Below are 13,204 nucleotides of genomic sequence, written 5' to 3'. Positions count from 1 at the left end.
GTCGCTGGGATCGCGAGGTGGCATTCGACTTCCGGCTGATCCGTTCAGCCTGTGTCGTCATTGCGAGGCGAAGCCGTGGCAATCCAGGGCGCGACGTCTCTGGACATGTCGCGCCCTGGATCGCTTCGGCTTCCGCCTCGAGATGACGAAAGCAGGCCAGACCCAAGGCGTTCAATCCAAAAAAGGCATCGGTTGAGGCGATCCGGCAGCCCTGCGTGACCCGTCACCACCGCATTCTCCCTCTGTTCTCCACGGCCGCGCTTCGCTAAAGGCGCGCCATGCTGCGCCTCCGAGAGTACCAGCGCGCCGCCCTCGACGCGCTCGACCGGCATTGGGATCAGGGCGGCGGGCCCGGTCTCGTCGTGCTTCCGACCGGCGCGGGCAAGGCGCTCGTCATCGCCGCCCTGATCCGCGAATGGCTGGACCGGGCGCCGAATGCACGCATCTGCGTGCTCACCCATGTGCGCGAACTCGTGGTGCAGAACCACGGCGCGTTGCTGGCCTACTGGCCGGGAGCGCCCGCCGGCATCTTCTCCGCGGGCGTCGGGCGGCGCGAGGCCCGGGCGCAGGTCGTGTTCTGCTCGATCCAGTCGGTGCGCGACCGGGCCGAGCTGTTCGGCGCGATCGATCTCATCGTCATCGACGAGGCCCATCTCGTGCCCCGCTCGGGGGAGACCGGCTACGGCCGCTTCCTTGCCGCCGCACGGGCGGGCAACCCGGATCTCAAGGTCGCGGGCTTCACCGCCACGCCCTACCGGCTCGATTCGGGCCGGCTCGACGAGGGCGAGGGCCGCGTCTTCGAACGGATCGTCTACGAATCCCTCGTCGGCGACCTGATCCACCAGGGTTACCTCGCGCCGCTGATCTGCAAGGCGACCGCGCTCGCCCTCGACGTGTCGGGCGTGCCCAAGCGCGGCGGCGACTACGTGCCCTCGGCCCTCGAAGCCGCGGTCAACCGCGAATGGATCACCCGCGCCGCGGTCGAGGAGATGATCGGCTACGGCCGGGAGCGGCGGGCCTGGCTCGCCTTCTGCGCCGGGGTGAGCCACGCCGGCGCCGTGCGCGACGCGATCCGGGCGGAGGGCGTCGTCTGCGAAACCGTGACCGGCGAGATGGGCAAGCGCGAGCGCGACCGCATCGTGCGCGACTTCCGCGCAGGCAAGATCCGCTGCCTCACCTCGGTCGGCGTGCTCTCGACCGGCTTCAACGTGCCGGAGGTCGACCTGATCGCGCTGCTGCGCCCGACCCAGTCGGCCGGTCTCTACGTGCAGCAGGTCGGGCGCGCCCTGCGCCGCGCTTCGGGCAAGGCCGACGCGATCGTGCTCGACTACGCCGGGCTGGTGCGGATGCACGGGCCGGTCGATGCCGTCACCGCCCGCAGCGTCGCCCTCGGCCCGGCCATGGCGGGAATGGCGCGGGCCAAGCCCTGCCCCGGCTGCGGGGCGCTGATCGCCCTGAATGCCAGCACCTGCGAGGCTTGCTGGGTCGAACCCGAGACGGAGGACGCGGAGGCGCCCCACGCCGCGAGCGCGGAGGATGCGCTGCCGATCCTGTCCGAGGCGATCTCGGTTTGGCGGGAGGTCGTGTCCTGGCGGCTCGGGCGCGGCCCCGGCGGGTCCGGGCCGGACCGTCTCGAGGTCTCGCTGCGCTGGCTCGGCGGCGGCTGCCGCGTCGAGGTCTGCCTGGAGCATTCCGGTCATGCCCGGGAGAAGGCGGTGCTGTGGTGGCGCGCCTTCGGAGGGGCCGAGCCGGTGCCGATGAGCGTCGCCGCCGCCCTGGAGCGCGCGGACGAGCTGGAGCGCCCGGAAGCGCTGAAGATCGACGCGGCGGGACGCCTGAGCGAGAGTGTGACCGTGCGCTTTTCCGACGGAAGACGGTTTCGCGATCTGCGCCGCTGGGGCAGCCTCGCTGCCTGACGGCCGCCGCCCGCGGTGGCGATTCGTATTAATTTCGCCACACTGTTGTGGCCCCGCATCAGCCATGCCGCTCCTGTCGCGACGTAACCCACCCGCGCCGTCCGATGCCCCTTCCGAGGACGGCGTGGCGGACGCGGCGCGCCGGTTCGAATCGCCGCCCCGCGGTCCCGGCTGGATCGGCGCAGCGGTGGTCATCGTCGCCCTGATCTCGGCGAGCATCACCTTCCTGATCCTGGCGGGCCTCATCAAGGTCACCCCGACGCCGACGGTCGGCGTCACCCTGCTCGCGGTCAACGCGGTGTTCGTGCTCGGCCTCGTCGTGGTGATCGCCTGGGAGGCACGGGTCTTCCTGCACGCAAGGCGGGCGCATGCGGCGGTGGCGCGGCTGCACACGCGCATCGTCGGCCTGTTCAGCCTGATCGCGATCCTGCCGACGATCCTGCTCGCCGTCGTCGCCTCGGTCACGATCGACCGCGGCCTCTCGCTCGGTTTCACCGACCGAGTGCGCGACGTGGTGCTCAAATCCGTGCAGGTCGCGGACGCCTACCAGGAGAACCAGTGCCAGTCGCTGGCCCGCGAGATCCGCGTGCTGAACGACGACCTCACCCGGGCACGGCCGAACTTCGACGTGAACCGCGAGTGGTTCGAGGGCTTCCTGACCACCCGCGCCCAGGCGCTCGGCCTGCCGATCGCCAAGATCATGCGCGGACCCAACGACGTGGTGGCGCGCGCCAACATCGACATCCTGAAGCAGACCCGCCTGCCCTCCGCGGCGGCCTTCGAGGACGCGGCGAAGTCGAGCGATCCGATCTGCCTGCTGCCCAACGAGGGCCGCGTCTTCGCCGCACTCCTGCGGATGCCGGCCTACGACGACGCCGTGCTGCTGGTGCAGCGCGAGGTGAGCCAGCTCGCCATCGACTTCCCGGGCGTGTCGCGCGCCGCAGCCGCCGAGTATCTCACCTACGATTCGCTGCGCCGCTCGATCCAGGTCGCCTTCGCCTCGGTCTTCATCCTGATCGCGCTGATCACCCTGCTCTCGGCGGTCTGGTTCGGCCTCAACTTCGCCAACCGCTTCGTCGCGCCGATCCGCCGCCTCATCAACGCCGCCGACGAGGTCGCGGCGGGCAACTTCTACGCCCGCGTCCCGGCGCGGAAGTCGGACGGCGACCTCGCTCATCTGGGCGAGAGCTTCAACACCATGACGCAGGAGCTGCGCCGCCAGCACGACGGGTTGCGCGCGGCCAACGACCTGATCGACCGCCGCCGCCGCTTCACCGAAGCCGTGCTCTCGGGCGTCTCGCCGGGCGTGCTCGGCGTCGATGCCGGCGGGGTCATCACCATCGCCAACCCGAGCGCGGAGCGCACCCTCGGGCTCAGCGCCGGCGAGCTCGTCGGCATGCCGCTGACCCAGGCGGTGCCGGAGATCGCCGCGCTCTTCCCCGAGGCGGAAGGGCGTCAGCGCGCCCTGCAGCAGCAGATCCAGCTGGTGCGCGGGGGCCGCGAGCGCACCATCGCCGTGCGGGTCACCAGCGAGCAGGCGAAGGGCGAGGCCCGCGGCTACGTGGTGACGCTCGACGACATCACCGATCTCGTGGCCGCCCAGCGCACCTCGGCCTGGGCCGACGTGGCCCGGCGCATCGCCCACGAGATCAAGAACCCGCTCACCCCGATCCAGCTCTCGGCCGAGCGTATCCGGCGCAAATACGGAAAAGTGATCACGACCGACAAGGACGTGTTCGAGCAATGCACCGCCACGATCGTGCGGCAGGTCGATGAGATCAAGCGGATGGTGGACGAGTTCTCCTCCTTCGCCCGCATGCCCAAGCCCGCGATCACGCAGCAGGATCTGGCCGAGATCGCGCGCCAGAACCTGTTCATGCTGCGCATGGCCCACCCCGAGATCGATTTTCCGTTCGAGACCGAGGGCGCCGACGAGCGGGGCCGGGTGGTGGCGGCCTTCGACGTGCGGCTGTTCTCCCAGGCGCTGACGAACATCCTCAAGAACGCCGTCGAGGCGGTCCAGGCCGTGCCCGAGGAGGTCTTGACCGCCGGGGGCGATCAGGGGCGGGTCCGCCTGCGGCTTCTCGTCGAGGAGCCCTTCGTGGTGATCGAGGTCACCGACAACGGAAAAGGCTTTCCGGCGGAGGGGCGCCAGCGCCTTCTCGAACCCTATATGACCACCCGCGAGGGGGGGACCGGCCTCGGTCTCGCGATCGTCTCCAAGGTGCTCGAAGAGCATGGTGGGGGAATCGAGCTGAACGACAACCCGCAGGGACGCGGCGGACAGGTCCGCCTGCGGCTGCCCCGGGAGGTCGGGGAGGCCGGGTCGAATTCCGAGCCGGGTGCCGGAGGGGAGCGGAACCGCTCCGCGGCATCGGGCGCGCGTGACAGGACAACGATGGACAAGAACACGGAGGGCGCCATGGAAGCGCGACGCGTCGCGGAGATGCAGCCATGAGCGCCGACATCCTGATCGTCGACGACGAGGCCGACATCCGCGATCTGGTCGCGGGCATCCTGGACGACGAGGGGCATCGCACCCGAACGGCGGCGGGCTCCGACGAGGCGCTGGCGGCGATCGAATCGCGCCGGCCCCACCTCGTCTTCCTCGACATCTGGCTCCAGGGCTCGCGGCTCGACGGGCTGCAGGTGCTCGACCTGATCAAGGCCGGCCACCCCGACCTGCCCGTGGTGATGATCTCGGGCCACGGCAACATCGAGACCGCCGTGGCGGCGATCAAGTCGGGCGCCTACGACTTCATCGAGAAACCGTTCAAGGCCGACCGCCTGATCCTCGTCGCCGAGCGGGCGCTCGAAGCCTCGCGCCTCAAGCGAGAGGTGCGCGATCTCAAGGTCCGCTCAGGGCAGGCGAGCCGGATCGTCGGCGCCTCGGTGGCCGTCAACCAGCTGCGCCAGACCATCGAGCGCGTGGCGCCGACCAATGCCCGCGTGATGATCTCGGGTGCGCCCGGCGCCGGCAAGGAGCTTTCCGCCCGCACCCTGCACGCGGCTTCGTCGCGGGCGAGCGGCCCCTTCGTCGTCATCAACGCGGCCACCATCACGCCCGACACGATGGAGGCCGAGCTGTTCGGCGTCGAGAGCGGCGAGGGCCGGGTCCGGCGCGTCGGCGCGCTGGAGGAGGCCCATGGCGGCTCCCTCTACATCGACGAAGTCGCCGACATGCCCAAGGAGACGCAGAGCCGGATTCTGCGCGTCCTCGTCGATCAGAACTTTCAGCGCGTCGGCGGCACGGCGAGAGTGCACGTCGATGTGCGCATCATCTCCTCCTCCTCCCGCGACCTGACGGAGGAGATCGCCGCCGGGCGCTTCCGCGAGGATCTGTTCCACCGCCTCTCGGTGGTGCCGATCCGCATTCCCTCCCTGGCCGAGCGCCGCGAGGACGTGCCCGAGCTGATCTCGTTCTTCATGGAGCAGATTTCGGCGGCCACCGGCCTGCCGCGGCGGCGCATCGCCGAGGACGCCATGGCGGTGCTCCAGTCGCATGACTGGCCCGGCAACGTCCGACAGCTGCGCAACAACGTCGAGCGGCTGATGATCCTGACCCAGAGCGATCCGGAACAGGAGGTGACCTCGGAGATGCTGCCGACCGAGATCGGCGCCCTGGTCCCGACGACACCGACGGGTGCGGGCGGCGAGAAGCTGATGAGCTTGGCGCTGCGCGAGGCCCGCGAGATCTTCGAGCGGGAATACCTGATCGCGCAGATCGCCCGCTTCTCCGGCAACATCTCCCGCACGGCCGAATTCATCGGCATGGAGCGCTCGGCCCTGCACCGGAAGCTGAAATCCCTCGGCATCGGTCCTTGAGCCGCTTCTCCCGATCCGGACTGGGTCGGGCGACGCAACTGGGCATCAGGCCGGCACCGAAGCGTAGGATACGGTTGCAAGGGGTGGATATTGACGCATTGCGACGCGAGGAGCCTCTTGCGTCGCGGCAAGCTTCGCCCTGTAATATGCACGTGGGATAGCGGTCTCGAACCATCGCGCCGAAGCGATCGGCCCGCGATGCCGATGCGTGACGCCGAACATCGCGGTTTCGGTGTCGAAACAAGGATAAGAAGAAATGGCGGGCGAGCGCGCTCAGAACCTCCAGGACACGTTCCTCAACCATGTCCGCAAGAACAAGATCCCGCTGACGATCTTTCTGGTCAACGGCGTCAAGCTTCAAGGTGTCGTGACTTGGTTCGACAATTTCTGCGTCCTGCTGCGCCGGGACGGGCATTCGCAGCTCGTCTACAAGCACGCCATCTCGACGATCATGCCCGGTCATCCGGTCCAGCTCTTCGAGCCGGACGAGACGGCGCCCGAGAAGGCGTAAGAATCCGGCAGTGATCGCTGCTCGGGCCGGGTCGGCCCGGGCGTGCCCATCGTCTGTGGCGCGCTAGGCAGGAGACTGTTCGGTTTCAGTCATTTGCGTGGGCCGACGCTGTAAAATGGCGTCATCGTTCCGACATAAGGGAGCGATGACACGGAGACGCCATGACTGAACTCCTTCCGCCCGGCGAAGCCCGCCTGCAGGCGAAGGCCGCCCCCGAGGGCGAGATTGCCGCCGCGACCCGGACGCTGGTTCTCGGCCCCTACCTCACCCGATCCGCGCAGCGTTTGGCGCCGGGACAGGCGGATTCCGCGCGATCCGACGAGGCGCGGCTCGACGAGGCCGTGGGTCTCGCCGCGGCGATCGACCTCGACGTCGTCCATGCGATCTCGGTGCATCTCCAGCGGCCGCGTCCCTCGACCTATCTCGGCAAGGGCCGGGTCGAGGAGGTTGCCGGGATGATCAAGGCCGAGGAGATCGGCCTCGTCGTGATGGATTGCGCCCTCTCGCCGGTGCAGCAGCGCAACCTCGAAAAGGCCTGGGGCGCCAAGGTCATCGACCGCACCGGCTTGATCCTCGAAATCTTCGGGCGGCGCGCCTCGACCCGCGAGGGCACGCTTCAAGTCGAGCACGCCCACCTCGCCTATCAGAAGTCCCGGCTCGTCCGCTCCTGGACCCACCTGGAGCGGCAGCGCGGCGGCTTCGGCTTCCTCGGCGGCCCCGGCGAGACGCAGATCGAGGCCGACCGGCGCATGATCCAGGAGCGGATGACCCGGATCGAGCGCGATCTCGATGCGGTCACGCGCACCCGCGGCCTGCACCGCAAGAGCCGGGCGCGGGTGCCCTACCCGATCGTCGCGCTCGTCGGCTACACGAACGCGGGCAAGTCGACCCTGTTCAACGCCCTGACCAAGGCCGAGGTGCGGGCGCAGGACATGCTGTTCGCGACCCTCGACCCGACGGCGCGAGCGACCAAGCTGCCGCACGGCGAGACGGTGATTCTGTCCGACACGGTGGGCTTCATCTCCGACCTGCCGACCTCGCTGATCGCCGCCTTCCGCGCCACGCTGGAGGACGTGATCGAGGCCGATATCCTGCTCCACGTTCGCGACGTCTCGCACGGCGACACCCAGGCCCAGGCCGAGGATGTCGAGGGCGTGCTGCGCGAACTCGGCATCGAGCCCGATGCCGAGCGGATCATCGAGGTGTGGAACAAGGCCGACCTCCTCGACGAGGGCGAGCGCACCCGGCTCCTCAACCTCAGCGCGGCCCATCGCGGGGCCGGGCCGGCGCCGATCCTCGTCTCTGCGCTGACCGGCGAGGGACTGCCCGACCTGACCGGGCGGATCGAGGCGCAGGTCGCCCGCGCCCGCTCCACCTTCGCGGTGACCCTGCCGCCCGAGGACGGCGCCGCCCTCAATTGGCTCTATGAAAATGCCGAGGTGCTCGACCGGCACTCCGAAACCGGCGGCGCCATCGCGCTGACCATTCGGATCGCGCCGGAGAAGGAGCCGCGCTTCCTCAACCGCTTCGTGGCGGCGCAGCGGATCGGCGGGCCGCAAGGCGCGGCGGTCGTCTGATCTCGTCTTCGGTTGATCGCCTCGGCCTCTGCCTCTTTCCGTTATCGCGAGGCGCAGCCGAAGCGACCCCGGAGCGCGACCTGTCCGGAAGGTACGAAGCCCTGGAGTACCACGGCTTCGCCTCGCAAGGACGACGGGAGAGACCGAAGCGATCAACCGGAAAATCGTCTGAGGTCCTGCCTTCGCTGGCCCGGTCGCCGGCTTTCGGGGATCGGCCGCGACAAAAAAGAAGGGCCGGTGCCGCTCTCCGCGGCACCGGCCCTTTTCTGTGTCCGCTCCGCGCGGAAGCTTAGTCCTTCGGTGCCGCGTGGGCGACCATGGCGAGGCTGTGCTGGAGACCGCTCCGTCCGCCGCCAACGACCTCGATCCGTGACCCGGATCGTGTCCGCCGCGCCGCCCATTCCCGGATCATCTCCAGGCAGGTGTGGTCGACGTGGCGCAGGTCCTCCGCTGCCAGCCGGACCGGCCGGCCTTCCGGGGTGCGCTCCAGCGCCTCGGTGAGGTGCGGCAGCTGCAGGAAGGTCGCCGATCCCGAGAGCCGCAGCTCCGGCACCGCCTGCACCGCTCCGCCCTGCACGGTCTCCGTCGCGCCGCCCTCGATCTTGAGCGGGCCGCGGACGAAGTGCGGGATCACCTGCAGAAGGCTGAGCGCGAGGCCGGTCAGCACGCCGGTGAGCAGGTCGGTGGCGACGACCATCACCATGGTCGCGAGCCAGATCGCCGCCGTGGCGAGGCCGTAGCGCTCGTGCAGGTGGACCGCGTGGGCCGGGCTGACGAGGCGCCAGCCCGTCACCACCAGGATGCCCGCGAGGGCGGCCGTCGGCACGAGCTTGAGCACCATCGGCAGGACCAGCAGGAAGGCCAGGATCCAGGTCCCGTGCAGGATCGTCGAGGCGCGGGTGGCCGCTCCGGACTGCACGTTGGCGGAGGAGCGGACGATGACGCCGGTCATCGGCAGGCCGCCGGCCAATCCGCAGAGCACGTTGCCGACGCCCTGGGCCCCGAGCTCCCGGTTGTACTTCGTGCGCGGGCCGTCGTGCATCCGGTCGACCGCCGCCGCCGAGAGAAGGCTCTCAGCGCTGGCGATGACCGCCAGCGTGATCGCCATGACGATCATCGCGGGCTCCGTCAGGCGGCTCCAATCGCCCATCGCCGGAACGGTGACGGCCGAGAAGATGTTCTCCGGCACCTCGACGCGCTTCACCGCCATGTCGCCCAGCACCGCGGCGAGGGTGCCCGCGACGACGCCCATCAGGGCACCCGGCAACTGCTTCAGCCGGGCCGGACGGATCTTCTCCCAGCCGATCATCGCCGCGATCGTGACGAGGCCGACGATGACGGCACCGGGACGGTTGCCCTCGGGGCCCGAGACGAAGTTGAAGAAGGCGGCGGGGATGGCGACGAGGTTGTCGATGCCGCTGGCCTTGGGCAGCGCGTCGGTCAGTACATGGATCTGTGCCAGCACGATCAGGATGCCGATGCCGGCGAGCATGCCGTGGACGACTGCGGGCGAGATCGCCCGGAACCAGCCGCCAACCCGCAGCGCGCCGGCCAGGAGCTGGATGGCGCCCGCAGCGACGAGGACGGGGCCCAGCGCGTCGATGCCGTGCTCACGCACGAACTCGAAGACGATCACGGCGAGGCCCGCGGCCGGGCCGCTGACCTGAAGCGGCGAGCCGGCCAGGAAGCCGACGACGATGCCGCCGATGATTCCGGTGATCAGGCCGCGCTCGGGCGGTACACCGGAGGCCATGGCGATGCCCATGCAGAGAGGCATCGCCACAAGGAAGACGACGAACGATGCGGGAAGGTCCCGTGCCAGGGTCGGCGGGATCAGTCGGGTCAGGGAGGCGCGCATGGCAATCTTCCCTACTCCGCGGCGGCGGCGTGAGAGCCGGCGAAGGTCGGCGCGGCGACCCGGGCGGCCGAGGTCTGGGCCACGGGCACGAACTCGGCGTCGTCGATCGCCACGAAGCGGCCGCGTTCGCCGCAATAGGCCAGCACCTGCCCGCTCTCGATCTCGAAGAACCAGCCGTGCAAGCGCAGCTCGCCCTTGGCGAGGCCGGCGGCCACGCTCGGATGGGTGCGCAGGTTGTTGAGCTGGACCACGACGTTCTCGAGGGCGAGGGCGTGGTGACGGTCCTTCGGGCTCATGCCCTCGGGATAGGCCTCGCAGACGATCTGGCTCGCCGCGTGGCTGTGGCGCAGCCAAGCGGCCACGTTGGGCATGCTGCTCAGCGCCTCGGGATTCATGAGGCCCTTCATGGCGCCGCAATCCGAGTGGCCGCAGATGACGATGTCGCGTACGCCCAGCGCCACGACCGCGTATTCGATCGCCGAGGAGACGCCGCCGTTCTGCTGCGAGAAGGGCGGGACGATGTTGCCGGCGTTGCGGCAGACGAAGAGATCGCCCGGACCCGACTGGGTGATGTGTTCCGGCGATACGCGGGAATCCGCGCAGGCGATGATGAGTGCCTGCGGCTGCTGCCCGTCGCGGACGAGCCGCTGGTACATCTGCTGCTGGCCCGGGAAGACCCTGCCCCGAAAGTTCGAGATACCTTGGATGATATCGTCCATGCGACCCTCGCTGTCAGCCATCGCGCGCGAGCCGACGCGTCGCGACGTGTGAGATGCTTGCTGGATGTGACGGGCGCCGTTGCCGGCCGTCCGCCTTCGACGGCCCGAGGGCGGTCGGTTCGGTGGGGCGCAGGGCGCAAAAGCCCACCTTCGCCGCCGCAACGAGTGCAGCCGCGTGTGAGCGGGTCCGAGTGGTCCGGTGCGCACGGCCGCCGATGGCGGGCCGTGCGCCGATGGGTCGGGGCGCGGGGCCGGCGGCGCGGGCTCAGCCCGGCCGACGGGCTCCGGCGCTTAGCGGGCCTGACGGCGCGGCGCGGTGCCGGCCGCCCAGTGCGGCTGCACCGTCCCGCGGCGCACGGCGGTGCGGGCCTCGCTCGGCCGCGCGCCGGCATTCTCGCTCAGCATCGGCTGGCCGAGGATCTGGCCGCTGCCGCTGCGCTGCGAATGCAGCGAACGCGGGTCGTGGTAGGGGCTGTCGACGTAGCTGCTCATGAAGCCGCCGCCCGCCGCCTGCCGGCTGCCATCGGCACCTTCGGCCTGAGCCGCCACCGGGAAGGCGACCGCGGCGGTCATGAAAGCGATTGCGATAATCCGGTTCATTTCTGACTTCCTCTCGTAATCCCTGGACCGCGAAGTTTTTTTCAGGTCTTGTCTCGCACAATCACAGTAATCCCTGAATCGAAGGATTGGAAGTGCGTTTTATCACTGGAATATACTTCTGATTTAATCCCGTAATTAATGTCTCTTTGTGTGTTATGACACCTGTCGAGAAGAAGTTTGACTGGATGAGGGATGAAAATCGAGTGGCTGAACTTTCGGAGCGATCATCAGCAAGCCGTGTCGCGAGCGGTCGCGCCGCCGGCCTCGTGAGGCCGCGCAGAACACGTCATCCTTCTTGGAGACGGGCATGCGAGCGCGTCGGGGATCCGCGGTGCGGCGATGGTCGGCGGCGCGATCGGGCGCCCGCACCGGTTCAGCCCTCGGGATGGGGCGGTTGCGCGCTCAAGGCGAGCAGCGCCGCGATGAGCGGCCGTGTTGAATCCGCCACCGTGCAATTCGCGGTCGCGAGTGCGAGATCAGGCGCCTCCGGTGCCTCGTAGGGCGCCGAGATACCGGTGAAGTCGGTGATCGCGCCGGCCCGGGCGCGCGCGTAGAGGCCCTTCGGATCGCGCGCCTCGCAGAGCGACAGCGGCGTATCGACGTGGATTTCGAGGAAGGGGATGTCGCCCGCGATGGTCCGCGCCGCCGCGCGGTCGGCCCGGAAGGGCGCGATCAGCGAGACGATCACCACCAGCCCGGCTTCCGCCATCAGCCGGGCGGTTTCGGCGGCCCGCCGGATGTTCTCCGCCCGCTCGACGGCCGTGAAGCCGAGATCGCGGCTGAGCCCGTGACGCAGGTTGTTGCCGTCGAGCACCATGCTGCTGCGGCCGGCTTCGGTCAGCGCCCGGTCGGCGGCGTCGGCGATCGTCGATTTTCCCGATCCGGACAGCCCGGTCAGCCACGCGATGGCCGGACGCTGCCCTATGCGCTGCCATCGCCGCTCCCGCGGCTGCAGGGTCTGCCACGTCAGGTTCGGCTCGCCCACCCCGTCCTCCCCCGGGCGATCACCGGCCGGCGCATCGCGACGCGCGGCTGCAACCGGAGGGTTGTGGGCGGCCGGGCCCGAAGTCAACGACGAGGAATGGGGCAGGCCCGGCCGGGCACGCTTCCGATACGGTTCAGGCCGCCCGCTCGCTGCCGATGTCCGCCGTGAAGACCGATCCGAAGAGATCCTTCGGATCGTCCGGCATCGGCACGAGATCGAGATCCGGCCCGTTCCCAGCCAGGTCCAGGAGACAGCGCAGGGCCGAGAAATCCTCCATGGCGAAGCCGACCGAATCGAACAGGGTGATGTCCTCCGCGCACTCGCGGCCCGGCGCCTCGCCGCGCAGCACCCGCCAGAGTTCGGTGACGGGGTAATCGGCGGGCATCTGCTGAATCTCGCCCTCGATGCGCGTCTGCGGCGCGTACTCGACCACGGTGCGGGCACGGGCCAGGATGTCCCGCTGCAGCTCCGTCTTGCCGGGGCAGTCTCCGCCGATCGCGTTGAGGTGCTGGCCCGATTCGACGAGATCGGCGCTGAGGATCGTGGCCCGCGCCTTGTCGGCGGTGGCCGTGGTGACGATGTCGGCTCCCGCCACCGCCTCGGCGACGGTCCCGGCGCAGACCAGCCACAGGCCCCGGCCCTCGAGGTTGGCCCGTGCCTTTGCGACCGCCCGCGCATCGATGTCGAACAGTCGGATCTCGGTGATTCCGAGGATCGCCTTGAAGGCGAGAGCCTGGAATTCCGCCTGCGCGCCCGTGCCGATCAGCGCCATGGAGCGGCTGCCGGGCCGGGCGAGGAACGAGGCCGCCAGCGCCGAGGTCGCCGCCGTGCGCAGCGCCGTCAGCACCGTCATCTCGGAGACGAGAACGGGATAGCCCGTCGCCACGTCGGCGAGCGCTCCGAACGCGACCACCGTCTGCCGGCCCGTGCGCGGATTGCCGGGATGGCCGTTGACGAACTTGAAGGCGTAAAGCTGCCCGTCGCAGACCGGCATCAGTTCGATCACGCCGTGGGTGAAGTGGCTGGCGAGGCGCGGAGCGAGGTCGAATTCGGGCCAGCGCAGAAAGTCCGCATGCAAGCAGGCGGCGAACCGGCGCAGGACCGTGTCCGGGCCGAGCCTGCGCAGAAGCTGCGCCATCTCGACGGTTCCGACGTAGCGCGTCATGCCGGCCTCCCCGAAGCGGTCCGGTCCAGCATGGCGGAACGAAGCGGT

At 69.6% G+C, this 13,204-nt stretch carries 10 protein-coding genes; 5 read left to right on the top strand and 5 right to left on the bottom strand.

Features of this window, described 5'->3' with window-relative positions; translation table 11 throughout:
- The first annotated feature begins 278 nt into the window (after positions 1–278).
- The 5 genes from ACPCJR_RS02035 (at position 279) to hflX (ending at position 7,829) form a co-directional block, all read left to right on the top strand.
- Positions 279–1,916: a DEAD/DEAH box helicase gene (locus ACPCJR_RS02035; protein WP_391510927.1), complete on the top strand. Its 1,638-nt coding sequence runs from the start codon at positions 279–281 to the stop codon at positions 1,914–1,916.
- A 64-nt stretch (positions 1,917–1,980) separates the two neighbouring features.
- Positions 1,981–4,374: a sensor histidine kinase NtrY-like gene (locus tag ACPCJR_RS02030; protein ID WP_391510928.1), complete on the top strand. Its 2,394-nt coding sequence runs from the start codon at positions 1,981–1,983 to the stop codon at positions 4,372–4,374.
- Positions 4,371–5,741, top strand: a complete 1,371-nt coding sequence (locus ACPCJR_RS02025) for a sigma-54-dependent transcriptional regulator (protein ID WP_110350008.1) — start codon at positions 4,371–4,373, stop codon at positions 5,739–5,741. The genes ACPCJR_RS02030 and ACPCJR_RS02025 overlap by 4 nt, the downstream gene beginning before the upstream one ends.
- 256 nt (positions 5,742–5,997) lie before the next feature.
- Positions 5,998–6,252, top strand: a complete 255-nt coding sequence (gene hfq / locus ACPCJR_RS02020; protein ID WP_003600267.1) for an RNA chaperone Hfq — start codon at positions 5,998–6,000, stop codon at positions 6,250–6,252.
- A 161-nt stretch (positions 6,253–6,413) separates the two neighbouring features.
- Positions 6,414–7,829: a GTPase HflX gene (gene hflX / locus ACPCJR_RS02015; RefSeq protein WP_391510929.1), complete on the top strand. Its 1,416-nt coding sequence runs from the start codon at positions 6,414–6,416 to the stop codon at positions 7,827–7,829.
- Positions 7,830–8,118: 289 nt separating this feature from the next.
- Here the strand turns inward: hflX and ACPCJR_RS02010 are convergent, their stop codons facing one another.
- The 5 genes from ACPCJR_RS02010 to ACPCJR_RS01990 all read right to left on the bottom strand — a co-directional run bounded on the left by ACPCJR_RS02010 (position 8,119) and on the right by ACPCJR_RS01990 (position 13,156).
- Positions 8,119–9,687, bottom strand: coding sequence for a SulP family inorganic anion transporter (locus tag ACPCJR_RS02010; RefSeq protein WP_391510930.1), 1,569 nt, complete (start codon positions 9,685–9,687; stop codon positions 8,119–8,121).
- Between the two features lie 11 nt (positions 9,688–9,698).
- Complete coding sequence (locus tag ACPCJR_RS02005; RefSeq protein ID WP_391510931.1) at positions 9,699–10,406, bottom strand: carbonic anhydrase; 708 nt, start codon at positions 10,404–10,406, stop codon at positions 9,699–9,701.
- A gap of 291 nt (positions 10,407–10,697) precedes the next feature.
- Positions 10,698–11,006 (bottom strand): hypothetical protein, encoded by a 309-nt coding sequence (locus tag ACPCJR_RS02000; RefSeq protein WP_391510932.1) that lies wholly within the window; start codon positions 11,004–11,006, stop codon positions 10,698–10,700.
- A 373-nt stretch (positions 11,007–11,379) separates the two neighbouring features.
- On the bottom strand, positions 11,380–11,991 hold the full coding sequence (gene cysC, locus ACPCJR_RS01995) for an adenylyl-sulfate kinase (protein ID WP_391510933.1): 612 nt from the start codon (positions 11,989–11,991) through the stop codon (positions 11,380–11,382).
- A 133-nt stretch (positions 11,992–12,124) separates the two neighbouring features.
- Positions 12,125–13,156, bottom strand: coding sequence for an ornithine cyclodeaminase (locus ACPCJR_RS01990; RefSeq protein WP_391510934.1), 1,032 nt, complete (start codon positions 13,154–13,156; stop codon positions 12,125–12,127).
- Positions 13,157–13,204 lie beyond the last annotated feature (48 nt).

Origin of the sequence: Methylobacterium sp. NPDC097929 (genome assembly GCF_049543375.1) — a bacterium.
Lineage (GTDB): Bacteria > Pseudomonadota > Alphaproteobacteria > Rhizobiales > Beijerinckiaceae > Methylobacterium.
Note: the sequence above shows the minus strand (reverse complement) of the source record. Positions and strands in the feature narration are given on the sequence as shown.

Bases quoted from the DNA above. Each gene is read 5' to 3' on its own strand.
- ACPCJR_RS02010 (WP_391510930.1), bottom strand. From the start codon at position 9,687: ATGCGCGCCTCCCTGACCCGACTGATCCCGCCGACCCTGGCACGGGAC.
- ACPCJR_RS02005 (WP_391510931.1), bottom strand. From the start codon at position 10,406: ATGGACGATATCATCCAAGGTATCTCGAACTTTCGGGGCAGGGTCTTC.
- hflX (WP_391510929.1), top strand. From the start codon at position 6,414: ATGACTGAACTCCTTCCGCCCGGCGAAGCCCGCCTGCAGGCGAAGGCC.
- ACPCJR_RS02000 (WP_391510932.1), bottom strand. From the start codon at position 11,006: ATGAACCGGATTATCGCAATCGCTTTCATGACCGCCGCGGTCGCCTTC.
- ACPCJR_RS02030 (WP_391510928.1), top strand. From the start codon at position 1,981: ATGCCGCTCCTGTCGCGACGTAACCCACCCGCGCCGTCCGATGCCCCT.
- ACPCJR_RS02035 (WP_391510927.1), top strand. From the start codon at position 279: ATGCTGCGCCTCCGAGAGTACCAGCGCGCCGCCCTCGACGCGCTCGAC.
- hfq (WP_003600267.1), top strand. From the start codon at position 5,998: ATGGCGGGCGAGCGCGCTCAGAACCTCCAGGACACGTTCCTCAACCAT.
- ACPCJR_RS02025 (WP_110350008.1), top strand. From the start codon at position 4,371: ATGAGCGCCGACATCCTGATCGTCGACGACGAGGCCGACATCCGCGAT.
- ACPCJR_RS01990 (WP_391510934.1), bottom strand. From the start codon at position 13,156: ATGACGCGCTACGTCGGAACCGTCGAGATGGCGCAGCTTCTGCGCAGG.